11 protein-coding genes are annotated in these 23,144 nt (G+C 62.5%); 4 read left to right on the top strand and 7 right to left on the bottom strand.

Annotated features, from left to right (window positions below):
- The first annotated feature begins 113 nt into the window (after positions 1-113).
- Positions 114-1,355, top strand: a complete 1,242-nt coding sequence (locus tag ABIB44_RS07435; RefSeq protein ID WP_354584001.1) for a carboxypeptidase-like regulatory domain-containing protein — start codon at positions 114-116, stop codon at positions 1,353-1,355.
- A 129-nt stretch (positions 1,356-1,484) separates the two neighbouring features.
- Here ABIB44_RS07435 and ABIB44_RS07430 read toward each other — a convergent pair whose 3' ends face one another.
- Positions 1,485-4,874, bottom strand: coding sequence for a TonB-dependent receptor (locus tag ABIB44_RS07430; protein WP_354584000.1), 3,390 nt, complete (start codon positions 4,872-4,874; stop codon positions 1,485-1,487).
- Positions 4,875-5,229: 355 nt separating this feature from the next.
- Between ABIB44_RS07430 and ABIB44_RS07425 the strand changes: the two genes are divergently transcribed.
- Positions 5,230-5,826, top strand: a complete 597-nt coding sequence (locus ABIB44_RS07425; RefSeq protein WP_354583999.1) for a GNAT family N-acetyltransferase — start codon at positions 5,230-5,232, stop codon at positions 5,824-5,826.
- Here the strand turns inward: ABIB44_RS07425 and ABIB44_RS07420 are convergent.
- From ABIB44_RS07420 to ABIB44_RS07410, 3 genes are all read right to left on the bottom strand, one after another.
- Positions 5,769-6,227: an energy transducer TonB gene (locus tag ABIB44_RS07420; RefSeq protein WP_354583998.1), complete on the bottom strand. Its 459-nt coding sequence runs from the start codon at positions 6,225-6,227 to the stop codon at positions 5,769-5,771. The genes ABIB44_RS07425 and ABIB44_RS07420 overlap by 58 nt on opposite strands.
- Positions 6,228-6,488: 261 nt before the next feature.
- On the bottom strand, positions 6,489-8,177 hold the full coding sequence (locus ABIB44_RS07415) for a T9SS type A sorting domain-containing protein (RefSeq protein ID WP_354583997.1): 1,689 nt from the start codon (positions 8,175-8,177) through the stop codon (positions 6,489-6,491).
- A 144-nt stretch (positions 8,178-8,321) separates the two neighbouring features.
- A complete protein-coding gene (locus tag ABIB44_RS07410) occupies positions 8,322-11,147 on the bottom strand; it encodes a TonB-dependent receptor (protein WP_354583996.1) in 2,826 nt (941 codons plus the stop codon).
- Between the two features lie 219 nt (positions 11,148-11,366).
- Between ABIB44_RS07410 and ABIB44_RS07405 the strand changes: the two genes are divergently transcribed.
- Positions 11,367-12,266 (top strand): YicC/YloC family endoribonuclease, encoded by a 900-nt coding sequence (locus ABIB44_RS07405; RefSeq protein WP_354583995.1) that lies wholly within the window; start codon positions 11,367-11,369, stop codon positions 12,264-12,266.
- 339 nt (positions 12,267-12,605) lie between these two features.
- A complete protein-coding gene (locus ABIB44_RS07400; RefSeq protein WP_354583994.1) occupies positions 12,606-13,142 on the top strand; it encodes a hypothetical protein in 537 nt (178 codons plus the stop codon).
- A gap of 96 nt (positions 13,143-13,238) precedes the next feature.
- Here ABIB44_RS07400 and ABIB44_RS07395 read toward each other — a convergent pair whose 3' ends face one another.
- From ABIB44_RS07395 to sov, 3 genes are all read right to left on the bottom strand, one after another.
- The gene (locus ABIB44_RS07395) at positions 13,239-15,026 is read right to left on the bottom strand and encodes a VanZ family protein (protein WP_354583993.1); all 1,788 of its coding nucleotides are present in this window, start codon (positions 15,024-15,026) and stop codon (positions 13,239-13,241) included.
- Positions 15,027-15,063: 37 nt separating this feature from the next.
- On the bottom strand, positions 15,064-15,444 hold the full coding sequence (gcvH, locus tag ABIB44_RS07390; RefSeq protein WP_354583992.1) for a glycine cleavage system protein GcvH: 381 nt from the start codon (positions 15,442-15,444) through the stop codon (positions 15,064-15,066).
- A 154-nt stretch (positions 15,445-15,598) separates the two neighbouring features.
- A complete protein-coding gene (sov, locus tag ABIB44_RS07385; protein WP_354583991.1) occupies positions 15,599-23,116 on the bottom strand; it encodes a T9SS outer membrane translocon Sov/SprA in 7,518 nt (2,505 codons plus the stop codon).
- Positions 23,117-23,144 lie beyond the last annotated feature (28 nt).

Below are 23,144 nucleotides of genomic sequence, written 5' to 3'. Positions count from 1 at the left end.
AGGGAGTAGAATGGACGCTTAAAGATAGAGGCCTTCACCAATTTTGGCTGGATTAAGACCTGAACGGGGCTAACGTTGTATAATTGTTTCCTTTCCACTTTTCCGCCGGCCTCATGCTCCGTTCCTTTTTTGCCCCCGTCCTGCTGCTGGCCGCCCTGCTGCTGCATCTGCCGGCCCAGAGCCAAATCCGGCTCGATGGGCAGGTGCGCGACGCACGCACGCAACAGCCCCTGGCTTTCGCCACCGTGTTTCTGGCCAACACCACGTACGGCACCACCACCGACTCGACCGGCCATTTCGCGCTGGCCGGCCTGCCGGCGGGGCAATACGAGCTCATGGTGTCCTACGTTGGCTACGACCTCTACAAGAGTCTGTTCGACCTGCGGCAGTCGGTTACGCTCACGCCCGGCCTCCAGCCCGCCGCCCAGCTGGCTGAAGTAGTGGTTCGGCCGGCCCAAAACCGGCCGGCCGACTACCGGCAGTTTCTGCGGGAGTTCCTTGGGGCCAGCGCCCTATCGCAGCAGTGCCGCATCGAAAACCCCGCCGAGGTAGTGGTAGTGGTCGACCAGCGTCGCCAGGAGCTGGTGGCCGTGGCTCCCCGGCATTTGTCAGTTATCAACCAGGCCCTGGGCTACCGCATCACCTATCACCACTTCGATTTTCGGGTCGACTACACCAGCCGACGTATCACGTTTGTGGCCGCACCGATGTTCGAAGCGTTGAAAAGCACCAATGCCGGGCAGCAGCAGCGCTGGGAGGCCAACCGGCGCAAAGCCTACGCCGGCTCGCTGCCGCACTTCCTGCGCAGTGTGCGCGAAGACCGGCTCGCGCAGGAAGGATTTCGGGTGCAAACCATGGTCAGCGCACCCAACTCGGCGCCCATCCAACAGCGGATAAAGCAAGCCGGCGATTCGCTGGCGGCCGTTCTTACGCCCGCCCCCGGCATCGTGGCCCTCGTTTATCAGCCGGCCCTAAGCGCCGCGCAAATCAGCCAGACCGGGGCTGAAGCTGGCCAGGTGAGGCTCCAGAGTCATTTCGACCTGCGCGTTACCTATCAGGGCGAGCACCCCGATGCCCAGTACGCGGCCCTCGTATTGGAAGCCCGCCGCAGCGAGCTGCTGAACGTGGCCAAAAGCCAGTGGCAGGCGAACAAAGCTGAAATTACCCCGGGCCGGAACCAGCTTTACGAGCCCGTGCTGGAAGTATCGGAGCTGCACCTGCTGGGGCCGGCCGCCCTCATTCAGCCCAACGGCTACCTGACCAACCCGCTGAGCGTAAAAGTGGACGGCTACTGGGCTTTTGAAAAGGTCGGTGAAGCCCTGCCTTTCGACTACGTTCCCGCCCTGACGCGCTAAAGCCAACGGCACCGCTACCGGCGCTGCCAGCGCTACCCCAAAACAAAGCCGACCCTGAAAATCAGGGCCGGCTTTGTTTTGGCTTTCGCAGTTAGCCGGGATTAGCCACTAACCGTTAATCATTACCCGTTAGAACGAGTAGCGCAGGCCCAATTGGCCCTGCCAGCGCGAGGCCAGCTGGTCGATGGAGTAGGTAGCAGGCGTGCCGTAGGTGAAGGCCGGACGGTTGAACGTAGCGGCGCTGTAGCTGCTGGCAATGTTGCCCGCCGCATCGGCGAAGGCCACCTGCGTAAGGCCGGTACCCAGCGTCGAGTTGAAGGTGTTCGGCACGAAGTACTGACGGCCCCAGCTCTTGTTCAGCAGGTTGCCCACGTTGATGAGGTCGAGCGAAATCTGTAGGGTGTGGCCGCCCGAAGTCGTGACGCCAGCGGCGTTGGGCTCGATGCTGCCGAGCTTGGCTTCCACCATGAAGCGAACGTCGGCCTGGTTGTTCCAGGGCGTGCGGCCGGCGTTGCGCTCGGCATACTGGCCGCGGCGGGTGCTCAGGTACGAGTCGTTGCCCACAAACTGGCTGAAGGCGTTGTACTGCGCGCCGCTGGCATCGGTTACGAAGCCGCTGGGGTTGGCAGTGGTTTTAGGCACGGCCGTTACGAAGGTGATGTCGCTCGGGCCATTGGGAATGTAGGCCAGCTGCACGTTTGCCTGGCCATTGCTCAGGAAGTTGTTGTTGTACACCCAGGTGTAGGGCGAGCCGCTGGCGTAGGTCAGCACCGAGGTGAAGTAGCCGGTGAAGCGCTGGGCGAAGGTTTTGTGCAGGTTGATGGAGGCCACTACGCGGTGGCGCAGGTCGAAGTTGGAGAAGGCCAGGGCGGGGTTGTTCACGTTCAGGGCCGGGTTCAATTCCCAGTTGCTCTGGGGCGAGTTCCGGATGCCGTTGCTGATGTCGTAGCTGCGGCCGTAGGTATAGGCCACCGAGGCATCAATCAGGTTATTAAGCGTCTGGCCCACCGAACCGGTCAGCTGGTAGCGGTAGCCTTTCTGGGTGTTGGTCAGGAAGAAAGCGTTCGAGAAACCGCTGTTCACCTTGGAGCTGCCGCCGGCGGGGGCCGAGTAGCGCGGGCTTTCCGTGGGGCCCTGGCCCAGGTACGTCACGTTGTCGGTGAGGTTGATGTTCTCAAACTTCACGTCCTGCAAGGTCTTGGTGTAGAGGCCCTCCACCGAAAAGCGGGTGCCGGTTTTCAGCTTGTAGTCGAGGGCCAGCGACGAGCGCCACACCTGCGGCATCTTAAAGTCGTTGTCAATCAGGTTCACCTCGGTGGTACCGGACTTCAGGTTGTTGGGGTTGTAGGCGGCGGTGGGCAGCTGGCTGTAAATCTTGTTGGGGTCCGCGTTCAGGGTGTACACCGTGCCCGCGCCGCCGTTGGTACCCCGGATGTTGTTCACGTCCACCGAGTTGAAGTTCACCGCGTTGTTGTAGTAGGCGTAGCCGAACCAGGCAAACGGCACCCGGCCCGTGAACACGCCCGTACCGCCGCGCAGCACCACCGAGCCATCGCCCTTCACGTCGTAGTTGAAGCCCAGGCGCGGCGAAATCTGTACCTGCCCCAGGTAGCTGTTGTTGAGGTCTTTCCAGGCCGTGTGCGAGTACGTCTGGTTCAGGGTGTTGGCGTCGTTCTGCGGGTTATTCACCAGGCCGGTGTTCAGGGCGGGCTTGTTGGGCAGCGAGGAAATGTCGAAGCGAATGCCAGGCGTGATTTTCAGCTTGTCGGTCACGTTCCACTCGTCCTGCAGGTAGGCGCTGAAGAAGTTGATGTTGAACGCCGCCGACGGGTTGTTGTAGTTGTAGGCGTAGGAGTTGTCGCCCCGGGTGCCGTTGTTGTAAGTGCCGCGAATCCGGTTGGGCTTGTCGGCGATGAAGTCGGCCACGTTGTTGTATTCGATGCGGCCGTTCCAGGAGTTGATAAAGCCGTAGTCGATGTGGTACAGCTCGTTGTGCGTGCCCAGCGTGAGGGCGTGCGCGCCCTTGTAGAAGGTGAAGTTGTCGGTGATTTCGAACGTCTTCTGGCGGGTGTTGAAGATGCTGGCTTCACGGTCCGAGCCCAGCAGAATCTGGTTCGAGCCCACAAAGTTCTTGGCGGCGTCGGTGCCCACGTTGTTAATCTGCACGGCCGGAAACAGCGTGCTCTGGCCGCCGAGCAGGTCGCGGTAGTCGTGGATGTTGGTGTAGCCCAGAATCAGGTTGTTGGCAAACTGGCTGCTGAAGTTGCTCTTCACCTCCAGCACCGTCGAGTTCTGAATGTTGTTCTGGTTGTAGTCCTGCGAGCCAAACTTGAACAGACTGCCCGAGCGCTCCAGGTTGGTGGCCGTCGAGTTGATAAAATTGTGGCGTAGCGCGATGCTGGTCTTGTCGTTCACGTTCCAGTCGAGGCGGGCAAATACCTTGTTCGAGTTCGCGTGGATGTTGTAGTCGCCGTACTCGCCCACGTTGTAGCCGTAGGAATTCTGCAGCTTGTTGGTAATCTGCTGGGCCAGGTCCACCGACACTGGCGAGCCGGCCGTGCCAGCGCCATAGAATTGGGGCTCCTGGCGGCGGGCAATTTCGGCGTTGGTAAAGAAGAACAGCTTGTTCTTGATAATCGGACCACCCACCCGGAAGCCGGTCTGGTAGTCGTGGTAGGCCGTCCCGATTTTGCTGCGCGTCTCATCAATGCTGCGGCCGGTCACGTTCTGGTTGCGGCCGTAGCCATACACCGAGCCGTGGAAGTCGTTGGTGCCGGAGCGCGTCACGGCGTTAATCGAGCCGCCGGTGAAGTTGCCCAGCTTCACATCAAACGGGGCCACCGATGCCTGGATTTCCTGAATGGCATCGAGCGAAATGGGGTTGGCGCGGGCCGAGCCGCCGGGCAGGCCGCTGGTGCCGCTCTGGCCACCCAGCGAGGGCGAGAAGCCAATGGCGTCGTTGTTCACGGCCCCATCCAGGGTAATGTTGTTGTAGCGAAAGCTGGAGCCGGCAAACGAGTTGCCCGAGTTGCGCGGGTCGAGGCGCGTGAAGTCCTGAATGCTGCGCGAAATGGTGGGCAGCTGCTGCAGCGCTTCGCGGCCCACGGTGGTGCCGGCCCCGGTTTTGGTGGCCTGGGTGTTGCCCACCACCACTACTTCGTTCAGCTGCTGGGCCTCGGTGGCCAGCACAAAGTTCAGCTTGGTGGTGTTGCCCAGGGTCAGGAATACGTTGTCCACGGTCTGGGTTTTGAAGCCCACGTAGGTCACGGTTACCTCGTAGGGCCCGCCGGGGGCCAGGTTCGGAATCGTGAAGCGGCCATCGGGCTCGGTGCCGGTGCCGCGCTTGGTGCCGGTGGGCACGTTGGTGGCTACCACCGTCACGCCAATCAGCTCTTCCCCCTTGTCGGAGGTCACCTTGCCGGTCAGGGCCGAAGTCGTCACCTGCGCCTGGGCCCACGGCGACCACGCCAGCAGACTCAGCAAGAGAAGAATACGAGTAAAACGAGTAGGAACGAGCATAAAAGCGAGGGGGTTGATTGCGGGTGCAAAGTTCTGGGCCCCTAACGGCGGCCGGTCCTCCGGGGCCGTTGCCGAATTGTTGTATTTCGCGCCGGCTTATAACATTTCCGTAACATAGGCCCACTACGTGCCGTCAGGCTCCTTTCCCTCGGCTCATCAGCCCCCCAATCAGCATTAACATTTTATGAACGTCTGGTGAAGCATGAGCCCGGTCCTTACATTTGAACCGTTGCCCGCCGGCAACTTCGCCCCTGCGCTACCGTCGTCTGGGGCCGGCTGCCGGCCCTGGCCACTGCCTTTCCGCCCACGGCAGCGTCGTGCGGCTTTTCGCCCCCCCCCCCCGACCCCGGCCGGTATGACCATACGTTTGATGGAGGCCCGCCACTGGCCCCAGGTACGCGCTATTCACGAGGCCGGCATAGCTACCGGCAATGCCCGCTTTGCTACCCAGGTAACCCGGGGCCAAAGCTGGAACAAAGCCCACCTGCCCCATAGCCGCTTAGTGGCTCAGCACGCCGGCGGCGGCCTCCTGGGCTGGGCTGCACTGGCACCGTCCTCCAACGGGGGCAACCCGGCGGGCGTGGCCGAAATCCACCTTTACGTGGCCCCCGCGGCCCAGGGCCTGGGCGTGGGCCGGGCGCTGCTGGCCGGGCTGGTGGCCGCCTCCGAGGCCCACGGCATCTGGACGCTGCAGGCCACCATTTTCCCCGAGAACCAAGCCATGCAGCGCCTGTGCCGGGGAGGCGGCTTCCGGGTAGTGGGCCGGCACGCGCGCATCGGGCAGGTGCACGGCCTTTGGCGCGACACGCTGGTGCTGGAGCGCCGCAGCTCCGTGGTGGGCACCTTCAACAACAGCCTGCTGCCCGTATCGCAGCCGCGGCCGGCTGGCCCGCCTCACAGCGCCCGAAACCCGATGGGCAGCGTCACGCTCACCCACACGGGCCGGCCCTGAATCCGGCCGGGCGTCCACCAGGGCATGATGCGCACCAGCCGCAGGGCTTCCTCGTCGAGGCCGTAGCCGAGGCCACGCACCACATGCGGGTCGTGCAAGTGGCCCTCGGGGTCGACCACAAAGGCTACGTGCACCTTACCCGATACGCTGCGGTCGAGGGCCGCCGCCGGGTAGTTGATTTTCCGACCCAGAAACGTGAGCATGGCCGTGGTACCGCCCGGGAAGGCGGGCATCTCATCGGCGGCAAAGTACACCGTGGGCGCGGCCGAGGCCAGGGCCGGAGGAGCCGGCGCATGGTCGCCATCCGCTCGGCCAACTGGTAAAATGGAGGCCGTTTGCGCGGCGGTCGGGCCGGCCAGCATTACCAGCCCACCAACAAAAGCGTAAAAGTGAAGCATCATGCGGAAAGGGTAAAAAGCGCCTACACAAAGCTAAACCCTTGCCGATGCCAGCCGATGCGGGCGGCATTACGCTTGCATGAGCCCTGGATTACCATCTGTCTCGGGTTGGCATCCTGTCCGGATTTTATGTTCTTCGGCCCGGCGCGCCGCCCGCCCCAACGCAAAAGAGCCGGCCCCGGGGGGTCGGCTCTGTACTTGTGCAATGAGCGCAATTAGCAAAATCAACGGGGGACCCATGCTAACCGGCGCGGGCAGCCGCTACTACTGCGCCACCACGAAGCGCACCGATTGGGTGGTCTCCCCGGTCGATACCGTGGCCACGTACAGGCCAGCCTTCAGGCCAGCGGGCAGCGCAATAATTTGCGGGCCGGCGGCCAGCTTCTGGCCAACGGCTACCGTAGCTACCAGGCGGCCGGTGGCATCGAGCACGCGCACCGTAGCGGTGGTGGCACGGGCAACCGTGAAGGAGAGTTTGGCTGCGCCCGCGGTGGGGTTGGGGTACACGCCTAGCTCCAGCGACTTATCGGCGGCTTCCTTGGTGGCCAGCGTGGCCCCGGCGCGGTTGTAGCAGGTAATCTGGGGGTCGAAGTTGGTCCAGCCCGCCGTCCAGTCGGCACCGGGGGTACCGGCCGGGGCGAAGGCCCCACGGTAGGTGGTCGGCGTGAAGAAGGTGCCCACCAGCTTGGCATCGGTGAAGGCTGCGCCGGTGGCCAGGGGCGAAGTAGTCTGCGGCACAAAGGTCGGAGCCGTCAGGTTGAAATTATTGGCGTTCAGGTTCAGGGACGCCACCGTGGACGTGGTGTCGTTGTTAGCCCCCAGAAACTGCTTCACGTTGTAGGTGCTGCCGTTTACGCGGGTGGCCACTTTACCGGCGCCGAAGCCGGCGAACACGTTGTTTTTCAGCACCAGCGAGCCATTGGCGGCATTCACGGCGCTGTTGGTGGCCGAGAAGGGCGTGGTGCCCTCGTCGAGCAGCAGGCCCACCGGGTAGCCGGCCACCACCGAGTTGAACACGCTCAGGGCCGTGTTGCGGCGCAGGTGCATGCCGCGCTTGTAGTTGGTGTTGAGCGTGCCGGTAGTAGGAGCAATGAAGTTGCTCATGTTCGAGAAGATGGCCGAGGTCTGGGGCGAGTTGTTCGTACCCTGGGCGTCGTTGTCGCTCTCGAAGCCGTTGGAGCCGGAAGCGTCGGCCACGTTGGGGTCGCGCAGGGCCACGCCAAACTGCACCTTGCCGTGGAAGCCGTTGTCGGTGTCCCACTCATCGTCGATACCCCGGAAGGCAATGAGGTACTTGGCATTCACCGAGCCGCCGAACCACTCGTACGAGTCGTCGCCGGAATACGACACCTGAATGTGGTCGATGGTGGTGCCGGCCCCTACGCCGCCCAGCGTCAGGCCGTTGATTTCGTTGTCGGTGGTGAAAGCCACGCCGGGAAACTCGATGCGCACATACTGCAGCGTACCCGAGTTGTCGTTGTCGTCGGTGCCGCCGAAGAAGGCATCCGGCGTCAGGCCGCCCTCAATTTTGGGCAGGGGCTGCGTCGCCGTGCCGGGAATGTTCTGGGTGGCGCGGCCCAGCAGAATCAATCCACCCCAGTCGCCACGGGCCCGCGAGCCGGCCGGCTGGTTCGAGGTAAACACGATGGGCAGCGCCGCCGTGCCGCGGGCCTCGATGCGGGCCCCCTGCTTGATGGTGAGCGTGCCCTTCGAAGCCTGGTCACCCTTGATAATGGTGCCGGGCTGGATGGTGAGCGTCGCGCCGCTCTCCACAAACACAAAGCCTTGCAGCAGATAGATGTTGTTGCTGGTCCAGGTAGTGTTCGTGGTGATGCTACCCGACACCACAATGGGGGCCGGAGCCGTTGGGCAAGCCGTTTGGGCCTGGGCCAGCGGCGCGGCAGCCGCCACCGCCGCCAGGGCCATAAAAGAGGAGAGTACGAGCTTTTTCATAGTTTACGGGGTTGAAAAGTCAGGGATTGAAGGAATGGTGAATACCACTGCAAAGGTCCGGGCAGCCCCGGCTTGGGTGGTCCCCCCGGGGGTTACCATTGGGTTAGAGCCACGTTATTTTATCGTGTTGCCGCCCTGGCCCGTCTAAAACTTGTAGGTGAGGCCGGCCGTGGAATACTGGCCCCGGCGGAAACGTCCGAAGGCCCCGGTATCGGCACTGCTGATGCTGCCGCTGCGGTCCGAATCGTAGTACAGGCGGGTGTACTGGTTCAGCAGGTCCTGAATGCCCAGGCGCAGGTCGAGGTGCGGGCCAAAGCCTTTGGTCAGGGCCAGGTCGATAACGTGGCGCGGCATTTCGAAGATGGAGTAGTTCTGGCTGTTGCTGCTGGCGAACTGAATGCGCGGCCCAATCACGTTGTACTGGGCCGATACCTGCCAGCGGCGGTCATCATCCTGGTAAAAAACCCCGGTATTCACTACGTAGGGCGACTGGCCCTGCAGCGACCGGTTGTTGTCGACCGAGGTACCGCCCCCGTCCACCAGCGTCACGCGGCTCTTGATGGCCGAGGCGTTCAGCACGAAGGAGATGTGCTGCAGGAAAGCGTTTTCGGTCAGGCCCACCAGGCCTTTGCGGGCTTCCACTTCCACCCCCACGTCGTAGGCCCGGTCGGCGTTGCGGTAGCCCAGCTCCAGGGTCGAGCCGGTGGTCAGGTTGGTTACTTGCTCGATGGCATCGGTAAAGCGCTTGTAGAATACGCCCACCGACAGCAGCTCCGACTTCGACGGGTAGAACTCGTAGCGCAGGTCGGCGTTGTAGATTTTGGCCGTGCGCAGCTTGGGGTTGCCCACAATGTTGGCGTTGCTACTAAAGTCGTAGTAAGAATACTCCGCGATTTCGCGAAACTCGGGCCGGTTCACCGTTTGGCTGCCGGCCAGGCGCAGCAGGCTGCGGTCGTTGAAGTTGTAGGTCGCATTCAGCGAGGGCAGGAAGAAGTAGCGCTTCTCTTCGTAGGCATCCAGGCGCGAGCTACCCGAGCGCAAAAACTTGCGGTTGTACTCCATGCGCACACCGCCCGAAACGTTGAATTTGTCCGAAACCGGGGCCACGGCGCTCAGGTAGCCCGCCGCCAGGGTATTGTCGGCGCGGTAGCTGTCCTCGTCGCTGGTGCCTTCCTTCAGCAGGAAGCCGGTTTTGGGGTCCAGGTTCTGGGGCTGAAATATCTGCTCGATGGGCAGCTTCAGCAGGTCCTGGCGGAAGTTGTCGTTCGTCGAGGGCACGTAGGAGAAGTAGCGGCTCACGTAGTTCCGCTCCTTGTATTCGGTGTAGAAGCCCGCGCGCAGCTTGTACTGGTTGGCGCGGGTCGAGTCGCGGCCGGTCAGGCGCTTCTCAAGCTGCCCGCTGGCCATGTAGGTATTTTCATTCAGCTTCGAGAAGTAGGTCGAGTTATCCTGCTGCGAGCCCACCTGGCTCACCTCTACCTGGAAAGGGTCGGCCGCCTGGCCCGTGCTGGGCACGTCGCGGCCGGTGCGGTAGCGGCGGTAGTCGGGCTCGTTGCGGAATACGTAGTTGTAGCCGGTGTTCCAGGTGAGGGTGGTGCTGTTGGCGGCCCCCAGGTCGTGGGTACCCCCCAGCTGCCCCGAGTAGATGGTGCGACTCTGGTAGTGCAGGGCGTAGTTGTCGCGCTCGCGGCCGTTGCCACCCTGGGCATAGTCGATACCCGTCCGGTGCACCACTTCGTCGGTGCCGTACTGGTTCAGGAAGTTGCGGAAGTCGATGCGGTTGTGGTCGTTCAGGCGGGCCTGCCAGTTATGAATCACCCCCAGGCGGCTGGCCGTTACCGCCCGCAAGTCGTTGTAGTTGTAGATGTAAGAGCCACTGCCGGTTTCCAGGCGCTGGCGCAGCACATCGTACTGCTCGTGGCTGTTGGAGTAGGAGGCCGACGTCACGTTGCTGAGGTACAGACTACCAATTTCGAACTTGCGGGTTAGGCCCAGCGAAGCCCGCAAGTCGGGCCGGGCCGTACTCAGCAGCGGCTTCCACTCGTTGCGCAACTCGCTGGCGGCCGGCTGTAGCTGGTCGCGCGAGAGCGCATTGCGGCTGTCGAAGGGCTGGTCGCCAATCACGCCGGGCACTTTCCGCAGGCCGTTGTCAAAGCCCAGAAAGTCGGTCCCGCTCTGGCGGCTCTGCTGGTAGCCATCCTTAAACGTGGTACCCGAGCGGCCCCAGCCCGATACCGTGAAGCTGGTCGTGTTTTCGAGCACCGAGCTCTTGGTATACACTTTCACTACGCCGCCGCCGAACTCGCCGGGCAGCTCGGGTGCGCCCGATTTGAAAATCAGAATCCGGTCGATGACTGACGAAGGCAAAATGTCAAACGAAAACGAGCGGGTATCCACCTCGGCGCTCGGCGTGAGGGCATCGTTCAGCAGCACCGTGTTGTAGCGCTCGGCCAGGCCGCGAATCACAATAAAGTTGTTGTTCTGCACCGTCACGCCCGGAATGCGCTTCACTACCTCGGCGGCATCGCGGTCCAGGGTTTTCACAATCTGGTCGTTGCTCATGCCGCTCACCACCACCTCGCTCTTTTTCAGGTCCTGAATCAGGGCCACTTCGGTGCCGGTCTGCTTCACGCCGGTCACCGTTACCTCGGTCAGGCTGGTGGCGCTTTCCTCCATCGTGCCATTCAGCGTGGTGGTTTCGCCGCTTTTGATGACAATGCCCGGAAAGGTGAGCGGCTTGTAGCCCACGTACGTCATCGTGATGCTGTACGTGCCCGCATCCAGGGGCAGGCTGTAGGTACCGTCCACGTTCACGGGTGCGGCCATGGTACTGCCCGTTACCAACACTGTCGCGCCGATAATGGCTTCGCTGGACTTTTTATCGGTTACTTTTCCCACCAGCGTCCCCTGCTGCCCAAAGGCTAACACATTGGCCCACAAAAGCAAAAAACCCAGGAAAGAATAGCGCATAGACAAGGTGTTGGTTTGGTGAAGCAAAATTACCGGGCGGGTATTATGACAAAATCGCCTGCGCATTGTCGTATTGTTACGCTCCTCAACCCGGGTTTCGGCACTACCTGAAAGCCCCTACTTTTGCGGCCTTTTTGGCGGGGCGGCCCCCGGTGCCGGCGGCAGGCAGCCCGCGCGTGCGACCTTTGCGCTACCTCATCCGAACTCATTCCCTCCCCCATGCTGCTTTCCATGACCGGCTTCGGCCAGGCCCACCGCGAAACCGATACCTACGCCGCCACCGTCGAGCTCCGCTCCGTCAATTCCAAAACCATGGACCTGACGCTGCGCCTGCCGCGCTTCCTGATGCCCCACGAGCTCGAAATCCGCAACACCGTTACCAAAGCACTGTTGCGCGGCAAAGTCAACCTCAACCTCGAATTTGCCCGCCCCGCCGCCACCCGCGCCGCCGCCAGCCTCAACCGCGAAGCCCTGCTCGCCGCCTACCACGAGCTGCAGGCCGTGGCCCAGGGCCTGGGCCTGGTCGCCACCGAGGCCACCTTGCTGGCGGCCCTGCGCCTGCCCGGCGTCATCCCCAGCGCCACCGAGCTGCGCGAGGCCGAACCCGCCGCCGAAGAAATTACCTGGCCCGAGCTGCAGCCCCTGCTCACCGAGGCCCTGGCTGCCATGCAACAGTTCCGCCACGACGAAGGCCAGACCCTGACCACCGAAATTCTGGGCTACATCGCCACCATCCGCCAGCAGCTGGCCCACGTCGAGCAGCACGACCCGGCCCGTATCGAGCACGTGCGCCAGCGCCTGGCCGGCCATCTCGCCGAGCTCACCAGCCACGAGCAGTTCAACGCCACCCGCTTCGAGCAGGAGGTGTTATACTATATAGAGAAGCTCGATATTGCCGAGGAGAAAGTGCGTCTGGCGGCTCACCTGGCGTACTTCGAGCAGGCAATCCACCAGCCCGACGAGGCCGTAGGTAAGAAACTGGGCTTCCTGGCCCAGGAAATAGGCCGCGAAATCAACACCATCGGCTCTAAGGCCAACGATGCTACCGTGCAGCATCTGGTGGTAGGTATGAAGGAAGAATTGGAAAAGATTAAAGAGCAGCTCAACAATATTTTATAACCGCCTGCTTCCCGTTAGGGAAAGTAGGCACCATTCGCCGTGAAATTCCCGCCGTTCATCGAAAATCCAGGCAGTAAAATTGCATTAAAACAATAAATCTGATTGCGAAACAATTTTTATTTCAAACCCATCACCTCCGAATTCATATTATGGCACGTTTTTGATTAGTTATCCAACCTACCGATTATTAAGCCATTATTACTCCGTAATCGGATGGTAACTTGGCCAGGGAAAAATAATTCGCAATATTTGTAACCAGAAAGTTGGATTATTGAATATTGTATCTAACTTGGCTACCCGAAAACAGCTTTTACTACCCCACTTCTTATCCCCATTAGTATGAAATCTACACTACTACTTTGCATTTTGGGCCTCTTTCTGACGGCTGCCCGGCCGTTGTCCGAGATTGAGCTGGTGAAGAAGCGCGTACTCAGCGAGCGGGTTGAAATTCTGATTCCCAAGGGTTTCGAAGTAATGACCGAGCAGCAGATGGACTTCGCCTATGCCAAGGCGCAGAGCCGCCCCAGCGTTATCTTCACCAACAACAACCTCATCAGCCTGGCCTTCAATTACAGCGACAACGACGCCGACCAGGACATGGTGGACGTGTACGCGGCTTCATTTGGCAAGACTTACCACAAGCAGTACAAAGAAGCCACCTGGTTCGGCGACGGTGTGAAAAACATTAACAACCGCAAGGTTGGCTACCTCGAATTCATGAAGCCCGAAATGGGCCACGAAGTATACACGCTGGTGTTTTTCACCGATGTAGAAGGCAAGCTGATGATTTGCACCTTTAACTGCGCCGACCGCCAGAAGCCCGAGTGGGAGCCCATCGCTAAGCAAATCATGCTCTCGCTGAAAGCCAAAGGCTAAGCCACAGAAGCAACTCTACACAGGAAAGCGGTAGTTGAACTTCGGTTCGGCTACCGCTTTTTTATGTGTATTTACTCGTACGGCTATGCCTCTCCCCTATCGCTGGGCCGGGGCCGCGCCCAGCTCGTTCAGGAAATCGCGCACCAGCCCGTAGGCCCCATTGAAGCCGACCAACGACAGGGCTTTGGGCCGGTCGTTCACGTCGTGGTAGGCGGCGCTGCCGCCGCGCGTATAGAGGAAGAAGGCGGGCACCCCGGCCTCAGAAAACGGGAAATGGTCGGAGTTGGCGGCGCGGCCGCGTGCCCCCAAGGCGGACAGGTAATGGTGCGCGTCGTTGAGGGCGGTGAGGCGATGGTAAGCGCTTTCGAATACGCGGCCATTGACGACGGTAGCCCCTTTTTCGCCGGTACCGAGCAGGTCCAGGTTCATCAGAAACTTGATGCGCCGGAGCGGCACGAGTGGGTGCTTCACAAAGTATTCGGAGCCGACCAGGCCGGCCTCTTCGGCCCCGAAAAGCAGGAAGACGACGGAATAGGCGGGGCGGTTTTCGGGCCGGGCATAGTGGGCGGCCAGCTCCAGCAGCAGGGCCACGCCGCTGGCGTTGTCGTTGGCCCCGGGGAAGTACACGTGCGGGCCCATCATGCCCAGGTGGTCGTAGTGAGCTGATACGACCAGGAACGAATCGGGGCGCACGGTGCCGCGCACCACGGCGGCCAAGTTCTGCGTTTGGTAGCGGCGCAAAAGCAGGGCCCCTACGCGCACGGTAGCCCACACGGTGCGGCCCTTGGGAGTATCGGTGGCAGTATCCCCGAAAATGGCTTTATCGAGCCACAGCGGCACTTTGCTGGCCAGCACCTCCACGCGGGGCTGGGGGGCCTGCTCGGCGGCCAGCGAGGCCGTGAGCTTGGGCACCACGGTAATCCAGGCGGCGGCGTTATTGAGACGCTCGCGCAGGGCCGGAAACTGGGCGAGGCGAGCCGCATCGGCGGCGCGCAGCAGCAGCACGCGCTGCGGCCAGGCGGTGCGCAGGTAGCGGGCCCGCACGGTGGGTTGGGTGAACACCAGCGTATCGAGCAGGAGCAGGCGGGCTTTCACGTTGCCGGCGGCCGAGTTGGGGGCCGCGATGCAGGCCGTGCCGGCGGGCCAGCCCCACCCCTGCCCCCCACCCTCGGCCCGGATGGAAGCCGCCACGCCCCCCGGGAAGGTATTCACATCCAGGGCAAATGGTTGGGTGTAGCTGGGAGCCAGCGGTTCGAGTTTCAGGTCCTCAAAGCGCTGGCGGAGATAGGCGGCGGCCAGGTGCTCGCCTTGCAGCACGTAGCCCCGGCCGTGCATTTTAGACGAAGCCAGCGTTTTGATGGTGCGCTTCGCCCGCATTTGGTTCTGGGCCTGCGCCGGGGCGGGCAATAGCGCCGCGGCGGCCAGCAGCAGGGCCGCAACGGACGCAACCGGTGGGTAGCGGCGAGCAATGCGGGCGGCCCAAACCGGGGCCAGCCCCACGGCCAGCGCCGCGCCCAGGCCGTCGCTCAGCAGGTCCGACCATTCGCCGTGGCGGCCGAGGCGCATGGTCATCTGCAGCATTTCGATGAGGGCCCCAAACAGCAGGCTGCCCACGAGCACTACCGCGCCGACGTGGGCCGCCAGCCAGGGCCAACGACGCTGGCGGCGCATCGAAAACCCGCTCAGGCCGGCCAGCACGAAGAACACGCCCGCGTGGGCGGCCGTGTCGAACGACAACAGCTCCCACACGGGCGTGCGCGGCATTTCATCGGAAGGGGTGAGCGTGAGCACCAGCACCAGAGCGGCCCATAGCAGCGGCAAGGCCGCGTAGGGGCGCGGGGCGGGCGCGGGCGGCGGCAACTTGGGCGGGGTCGGCGAAAGCATAAACATCGCGGCGCACAAGCCAAAGCCGTGCTACAATTTACGCGCCCACCAGCTCGCCATAGGTTTCGGCCGTGAGAAGGTCGGCGAGCTCCTCGGGGTTGGCGATGGCGATTTTTACCATCCAGCCGTCGCCGTAGGGGTCGGAGTTTACGGTTTCGGGGGCGTCGGCCAGCTTTTGGTTCACTTCGAGCACGGTGCCGGTGATGGGGCTGAACAGGTCGGAAACAGTTTTCACGGCTTCTACCGTGCCGAATACGTCGTGCCGGGCCACCTCCTTATCGAGGGTATCGATATCGACGTACACAATGTCGCCCAGCTCTTTCTGCGCGTGGTCGGTGATGCCCACGTAGGCGACGTCGCCTTCAACGCGAATCCATTCGTGGTCTTTGGTGTAGTGCAGGGTGGCGGGCAGGTTCATAAAGAGTTAAGCGTTAGGAGTTGGGGGTTAAGAGTTGGCGTGGTGGCCATCGGCTCAGACTCAAAAGTAAGAACCAAATAACGGGACACGGCCAAAATACCTGGCTAACGTTTGACCTTCCAACTCTTAACGCTTAACTTATAACTCTTAACTCCTACTGCGTGAGGCTGTAGCGCAGCTGCATGCCGCCTTCGGAAGCCGTGTTGCGGAAGGCATTGCTGATGCGCGGCGTGGTCACGGTCTGGCTGTAGTAGAGCTGCAGGTTGAGGCGGGTATTGAGCAGGTAGTCGATGGTGGGGCGCAGCTGGAAGGTTTTGTTGCCGTTGGTAATCTGCCCCAGGGCATTGCCTTCGAAAGGGGCCGCGCCCTGGGTATTGCCGGCCTCGACGATGTTGATGATGCTACGCTGAATGGTGATGTTGTCGCGGATGCTGAGGTCGAGGCGGGCGGTGAGGTTGTTTTTGAGCACCCGCTGCTCGCCGCCGACGCGGAAGGGCAGCTTCAGGCTGTTGGTGGCGTAGCCGAAGCCCACCACGATTTCGTTGGTGTAGAGCTCGGTCACCTGGGCGTTGGTCACGTTCAGCACCACGGTGCGGTCGGTGCGGTATTCGAGGCGGCCGGTGGCCCGGCTAATCGTCTGGAAATTGACCCCGATGAGCGGGGCCAGCCGCTCGGCAATGCTTACCTGGCCCACCACGTAATACGGGATGAACTGGCGGTTGCTAGCGCTAATCTGGTCAGGGAAATTGGGCTCGACCGGGTAGGTCGTAGCCGTATTGTAGCTGCCGATGCTGTAGGTAGAAGCGTAGGCGTGGTTGAGCGTGAACGACGAGAAGTAGCGCTTAATGAGGGGCAGGTCGGCAAAGCCATTGTAGTCGACGCGCCAGTTGGGCAGCGGCAGCATGCTGAAGGGGTTGAACTTCTTGGCCGTGTAGCCGTCGGAGGAGCGGCCATGATAGGCATCGGTAAAACTCTGAATCAGGACATCCTGCGAGTTAAAGGTATAGCCAGGCGTAGCAGCCGTACTGTTTGGGTTGGCGGCAACGAGCTTGTCGCGCACGATGGCGCGGTTCTTCACGAATTGGTTGAATGCTTTCGACATTTCACCATTGGCCCCAAGGTCGCCAAACAGCGTCTGGATGGTGACGGTAGAGGTCTGGAACGAGCCGCTGCCCAGCAGCGGGTGTTGGGCTAAAATATGGCGGCCCTGCGTGTCAAACTTCGGCTGCAAAGTTACCGAGTCGAGCAGGTTGCGGTAGTACACCTGCTGGTTGCGGGCCAGCTGCCGGCGCGCATCCACCTGAATGTTGAAGCCGCGAATGGGTTCCAGGGCGGTGCGCAGGGTCAGGTTTTCGGTGAGCAGGTTGCTCAGGGCCGTGTTCAGGTACTCGCTGCTTTGGGTGTACCAACCGCGGCTGTCGGCAATATCATACAGCTGGTTCAGGTCGTACTGCCGGCCCACGATGAAGGGCAGGCCCGGGGCCGTGAAGCCCCTATCGAAGCCGAAGAGGGCGGTTTTGGGCAGGTAGCCGGGCAGCAGCGTACCGTTGGCCCGCACGTAGGTGAAGTTGATGGAGCGGGCCGTCATCAGCCCGCGCAGCACGGCTTTCACGAAGCGGTATTTCTCGCGGGTCGTATCGGCGGCGGCGGGCTTGCGGTTGCGGCTTTCGAGGTCGTCGGGGCGGGCAGGATTCAACAGGTCGACGGCGACGCTGCGCGGCCGGCCGGTGGGCGGCGGGGCGTTGTTGATGATGTTGAGAAACTTCACCTTGTTGTAAAGCTTCACCAGGTCAATCTTGCCGTTGGCGCTTAATTCGGCGTTGTTCTGCACGGTATTACCTAGGTTCACGTCCACGGTAGCTTGGTCGTGCTCGGGGTCGCCGTTGGGCACCGGGTTCACAGGCACGTTCATCAGGGTCGACGAGGCCTGCCAGTTGTAGGTAGCCGCGTAGCGGGCATCGGCGCTCAGCCAGTCGGTGAGCGGGAATTTATCGAGCGGCAGGCGGTAAGTCAACGCCGCCACCTGGTTGAAGTTGACGGTGCGGCCGCCGCGCAGCAGGTTGCGCTGCAAATCGTTGCGGTTGTCGATGGCTTCCTGGCTCACGCCGATGGTACGTCCCCGGCCTTCGTCGACCACGCCCCGGTTATTGGCGGTGTAGTCGAAAATCAGGCTCTTGGTCAGGTCCCACTTCAGGTCGTAGATGCGGCTGATGTAGAACGATTTCTGGATAATCGGCGCGATGCCGGACGTGCTGGGCAGCTCGCCGGGGTTCAGCACCCGCTGCAGGAACCGCTCGTTGTAGCGCCGGTCGATGTCGGTGCGGAACGAGAAGCGCGAGGGCAGCGGCGTGAAGTTAATCTGCTGGAAAATCTTCAGGTAGGGATTGTCGAGGGCCTTGATTTTGGCGAACGGCTCGTAGTTCTTGGGCGTGGTCTGGTACACGTAGGCCACGGCGGCGGTGTACGACTTGGTGTAGTCGCGGTCGGTGCGAATGTCGGAGTGCAGGCGGTCGGTGAGCGAGAAGCTCAGGGCCAGGTTTTCCACGTCCCAGGGTTTGGGCACGCTGGGCTGGGCCCCGGGCTTGGGCAGGCCGCGCTCCTTGCGCACGTTCAGCACCGAAATGCTGCGGCTGGTAGTCTGGTCGATGACCTTGCGGCGGTACTCGGCCTGGGCGGCGGTATTTACTTCGCCCGAGATGGGGTCCTTGAACTTCTGCAGGCTTTGCTCGAGTTTGGTGTCGGGGTCGAGCGGGTCGTAGAGGGGCGAGCGGGTTTCGCGGCCCACCTGCAGCAGCACCGGCACGCGCAGGCCCAGCTGCGGCGGCAGAAACTTATCCACGGCCACGGTGGTGTTCAAATCGCCCCGAAATACGTCGTCGATGGAGCGCTGCTGCACCTTGTCCTGCAGGCCGCCGAAGCCCACGCTCGTGAAGCTGCCGGTAGCCGTCACGTTGGCCACGTCGGCCAGCTTCACGTTCAGGCGGGCGGTGGCGGCGTAGCCGGCCTGTTGCTCGAAGTCAAACACCCGGAACTCATCGGCCCACAGGCTCACCGTTTTGGGCGAGGCCGACGGGTCGGAGCCGCCGGTTGGGTTCAGAATACCCAGCATCACGCCCTGCACGGCCGAGAAATCGGGGTTGCCCACAACGGTGATACTGGCCCCGTTGGGCAGGTTCACGGTGTAGGGCGTGAGCAGGTTGAGCCCGCCCGGCTGCTGGTTGCGCTTGGCCTTGGCGTCGATAAAGTCCTGGAAGGACACGTCAATGCGGTTTTCCTCGGGCCACACGGCGTCGGGCGTGGTGCCGGTGGTGGTCAGCTTCAGGGGCAGCGAGTATTCGTAGTAGTTCTGGGTGTAGTCGGTGCCGATGCGCAAAAAGGCGCGGGTTTCGCCGTCCTTGGTAGAGGGGTCGTCGGTATCGCCGTGCAGGTACAGGCGCAGGCGCTTGTAGCGCAGCAGGTTGATGGTGATGTTCTTGTAGGCGGCCTTGGCGAAGCCGTCGCGCAGGTTCAGCACGCTCAGGCGCAGGCTCTGCTCGTTTTGCAGGCGCGAGGTGCTGCTGCTGCCGTACTCCTGGTCGCGCTTGATGCCGGGCGGCGACACGTAGGGGATGCCCCCGCCGGCGGCCACGCCGTTCTCCTCCACGCTCACCGTGGAAATGCTGAAGGCATCGGCATCGGTTAGCGAGCCCTGGGGCGGCACGTTGCCCTGGCGCGAGTCGACGAGCGGGTACAGAAAGCGGCGCCACTGGTTGGCCACGAACTGGGGCTGCACCAGGCGCACCACCACCGGCTCCTGCCAGCCGGTCATGTACATGCGCAGAAAGCGGATGGACTTGAAGCCGAATGGCTGGCCGTTGTTGCCGCGAATGGCGTTGTAGCGCTCCCGAATCGGAATGCGGAACTGGTACCAGTTCACGCGCTCCCCCGAGCCTTCGATGGGCGTGGTCGTCACCTTATCGATGATGTAGTTCGAGCCGATTTCGAGCCCGCCGGGCTTCAGGCTCATCTTGTACTCGTAGTAGCGCTCCACGTCCTGCACCACGTTGTCGCGGTTCAGGTCCTCCTTGTCGGGGTAGGCCGTCGAGCTCAGCTGGCTGTTCTCCGGGGAGTTGCCGTCGTAGCCATTGTAGTTCTTGTAGCGGCCCAGCAGCTTGGTGTTGGCCGCGTCGTAGCTGGGGTCGAGGTGGTGGCGGAAGTTGTCGGCCGAGGGGTCGGGCAGGCCCACATAGGGCGCACCATACTGCGCCTGCTGGCGCTCGTTGTTGTCGCTCACCCCGTCGAGGCCCACGTCCTGGGCCGCCCGGGCCCCGGGGGCAGCATTGAAGGCATCGGTGAGGAACTGCTGCTTCGTGACGCGGCCGAAGGCCGTCGGGTTGGTGTTGTTGGCCACGTCTACCGGGTCGTTGGTCGTGGGCAGGCCGTTCTCGAACTCGTGCTGGTTCTGGTCCTTCAGCACGTCCTCGCTCACGTTGCCCAGGTTGATGACCAGGTCACCCCCGGTGGTATTGAACTTGGGCGTGGGGTTGTCGGGGTCGAGCACCACGCCGTTGGGCGTGCTGATGAACGGGTCGAGCATCCAGAATTCCAGGTACTCAATGTTGGCGTTGTCGAAATCGGTATCGAAGGTGATGGCTCGGCTCACGCCGCCGAACTTGTCCTGCGGCCGCTCGCCGGCAGCAAACTTCTTGCCGGCCGCGTCGATGCGGGGGTTGTAGTTGTAGGGCCCGCGCTCCTGCGGGTAGTAGGCCATGTCGAAGGTGTACTCGTAGCCGTTGCCCGTCGAGCCCAGGTCTTTGTTGGGGAACACCTCGTCGCGCTTCACCCCGCGCACGTAGTGGTTGATGAGGTCGGCCGCGCCGATGTTGGCCGGCACATTGGGGCCGCCGGTGTAGTAGCTCTGGTCGATGGTGTACCAGGCCAGGCGCGCGCGCTGGTAGGCGTAGGCCAGGCCCACGGCGTTGCTGCCGCCAATGGGCAGCGGTGTGCTGGCCAGTCGCCAGGCCGGAATGCTGGCCAGGCCACCCAGGGTGTAGGGCGTGCGCGCATTCTCAAAGTCGTCGATGTAGCTCACCCCGTTTTCGCCGTTGCCCAGCTGCGAGCGGCCCGGCAGCAGCTTGGCAAACTCCCCGCTGAAGGCAAAAGTCGAAATCTCCTTGGTCGACACGAACGGCAGCATGTCGAGGTACTTAGTCAGCACCCGGCTGTCCTTGCGGATGCTGCCGTCGAGGCCCACGATGGTGTTGTTGCCGGGCTCGTCGCCCACGTTCACGCGGTTGATGCCCGGGGCCTGGTTTTCGAGCAGGTGCAGGGCGGTCGCGCCCAGCGTTACGTCGCGGTTCAGGCGGTAGTCGAGGCGGGCCCCCAGCAGCTTGCGGGGCTGCACCTGCACCAGGGCATTTTTCTCGAATTCGACCCGCAGCTCGTTGGCCGAGTTCAGGTAGGCCGGGTTCAGGATTTTCACTTTGGCCTGGTCGTAGAACACCTGGTAGTCGGTGCCCTCGGTGAGCAGCGTTGAGCCCGAGCGCACCCGCACCGAGCCCTGGGCAATGCCAATGCCGGGCAGGTTGATTTCATCGGATGCCGCCCCACCCTGGAAGCGCCCGCGCAGGTAGAACTTATCCTTTTCCTGGCGCTGCTGGGCGTCGCTCTGGGTCTGGTTATACAGCTCCGAGTACACGTATTTCTGCAGCAGCTGGCGCTCCACGGCCGGGTTGCCGCCCTTGCGGCCGGTGGTATCGAACTGCGTGCGCAGGTAGGAGCCGAAGGGCTGCACGTTGGGGAAAATGATTTTGCCCAGTTCGGGGTCAATCGTCACGCCCGGGAAAAAGTCGAAGTTGCCGTCCGGATTACGGTCGTTATTGGGGTTCACGTGGTCGAGGTTGAGCACCTCAATCAGCGGGCGGTTTTGCAGCAGGGCCCCTTCTTTCAGCGACACCAAATCGACACCCGTCGCGTCGTCCTTGTAAATGATTTGCAGCTGGAAGTTGTCGCGGCTCAGCTGCGAGGCATTCAGGGGATAGATGTTTTTCATCATCAGGTCCCAGGTCGGCGTGTTGCGGGTGCTCACGCCCAGGTTCAGCGGGTCGAGCCGGCCGGGCTGCGCCAGCACGTTCACGCCGGGGTTGCTGGCCCGCAGCATTTTCAGAAACACCACCTGGTCGGCGGGCAGCGAGCCGTAGTCGTCCGAGGTTTCCCCCACTTTGTAGGTTTGGCCGTTGTAGAGGTAGGTGTAGCTCACGCCTAGCACCTGGTCGGGCAGCAGGGGCGTATTCAAGCTCAGGTAGCCGAGTTGGGCATTGAAGGTAAATTCGCGGCCATCGAGCTTGCGGGCCCGCACCCGCTCAAAGTCCACGTTCTTAACCAAGCCCGGGTTAAGGCTTTGCAAAAAGCCGTCGACCTGCAGGTTGTCGCGGGCCGCGACCCCGCCGGCCAGCAGCGCCGCGTATTCCCGGTTGGCCGCGTTATCGGCCGGGGTTTGCGGGGTAGCGGGCCGCAGGGGCAGAAACTCGTTCCGATACACGCGCACGGGCTCGGCCAAGTCCATTAGCGTCACCACGTTGCGCAGGCTTTCGGTGGTGCGGTTATCGTTGGTCACGTACACCTCCAGGCGCGTGATGGTTATGCCGTTGCTCTGGATGGTGGGCAGGTTGCGCAGGGCCTGGTCGTACTTTTCGCGAAAAAACTGCGACAGAAAGAAGTGCCGGTCCCGCTCGTACTGGCTGGCTTTCAGCTCGTACTGCCGGCTTTGCGCGCCATTCTGGATGCGCACCTCGTCGGCGGTGCCGCGCACGGTGGCGGCCACGGCCGTCACGCCCAAGCGGCCAAACTGCAGTTGGGTTTTGATGCCGAACAGGTTCTGGCCGCCCTGCACCAGCGAGTTGCCCAACGGCAGGCTCACGTTGCCCAGGTCCACCTTGCGCACGATGTCGTTGTCGTCGCCGGCGAAGTCGAACTTCATTTGGTTGTCGAAGTCGAACGAAGCCTTGGTGTCGTAGTTGAACACCAGCTTGAGCCGGGTGCCAATCTGCCCGGTCAGGTTCACGTTGATGTTCTGCTCGAACAAAAAGTCGCCCACACTCTGCTGGCGCAGGGTCAGGGCCGGGTTCTCGTTGCGGTTGAAGCGGGCCCCGAACTTAAGCGTGACCGCGCCCGCCGGCCGAATGTCGACGTAACTGCCCCCAAAAATGCGGTTGGCAATGGGCCCGAGGTAAATCTTCGGAATCAGGCGCTGGGCCTGGGGCGAGCCCGGCTTGGCCGCCGCCCCCGTGATGCCGCCCTTGGCCTTCTGCCGGTAGTAGTCGCCGATGGCCTGGCGGCGCTGAAACGCCTCGTACTCCTTGTAGCTCACCACGCTCGGGTCGCGGTAGTCCACGTCCTTGCCCACTTTTTCCTGCACCTCGAACTGCTTCAGGCTGTCATCGACGGCCACGCTCAGCTTCACGTTTTTGGGCAGCGGCAAAATCAGGGGCGACTCCCGCCGCGTCTGGCCCAGGGGGCTGCCCGGCCGGTCGCGCAACCGCACACGGGGGCGGCGGCTAGGCTGGTAGGGGCCGAGGGTGTCGGTGCGCGGGGTATCGAGGGCCAGGGTGCGCTGGGCGCGCAGCCACGCCCGGCTCAGGCGCGCCCCCGCCAACGGCGAAGCCGGGGCCCACCACGCCAGCAACGACGCCATGACAATTACCGATGCGGGAAGTAACTTC

The sequence above is a fragment of the Hymenobacter sp. UYCo722 genome (genome assembly GCF_040547115.1).
GTDB lineage: Bacteria > Bacteroidota > Bacteroidia > Cytophagales > Hymenobacteraceae > Hymenobacter.
The sequence above is the reverse complement of the archived record's forward strand: the minus strand, read 5'-3'. Positions and strand labels throughout refer to the sequence as shown.

Coding starts and splice junctions, on each gene's coding strand:
- ABIB44_RS07395 (WP_354583993.1), bottom strand. CDS start 15,026: ATGCTTTCGCCGACCCCGCCCAAGTTGCCGCCGCCCGCGCCCGCCCCG.
- ABIB44_RS07405 (WP_354583995.1), top strand. CDS start 11,367: ATGCTGCTTTCCATGACCGGCTTCGGCCAGGCCCACCGCGAAACCGAT.
- sov (WP_354583991.1), bottom strand. CDS start 23,116: ATGGCGTCGTTGCTGGCGTGGTGGGCCCCGGCTTCGCCGTTGGCGGGG.
- gcvH (WP_354583992.1), bottom strand. CDS start 15,444: ATGAACCTGCCCGCCACCCTGCACTACACCAAAGACCACGAATGGATT.
- ABIB44_RS07435 (WP_354584001.1), top strand. CDS start 114: ATGCTCCGTTCCTTTTTTGCCCCCGTCCTGCTGCTGGCCGCCCTGCTG.
- ABIB44_RS07430 (WP_354584000.1), bottom strand. CDS start 4,874: ATGCTCGTTCCTACTCGTTTTACTCGTATTCTTCTCTTGCTGAGTCTG.
- ABIB44_RS07410 (WP_354583996.1), bottom strand. CDS start 11,147: ATGCGCTATTCTTTCCTGGGTTTTTTGCTTTTGTGGGCCAATGTGTTA.
- ABIB44_RS07425 (WP_354583999.1), top strand. CDS start 5,230: ATGACCATACGTTTGATGGAGGCCCGCCACTGGCCCCAGGTACGCGCT.
- ABIB44_RS07415 (WP_354583997.1), bottom strand. CDS start 8,177: ATGAAAAAGCTCGTACTCTCCTCTTTTATGGCCCTGGCGGCGGTGGCG.
- ABIB44_RS07420 (WP_354583998.1), bottom strand. CDS start 6,227: ATGATGCTTCACTTTTACGCTTTTGTTGGTGGGCTGGTAATGCTGGCC.
- ABIB44_RS07400 (WP_354583994.1), top strand. CDS start 12,606: ATGAAATCTACACTACTACTTTGCATTTTGGGCCTCTTTCTGACGGCT.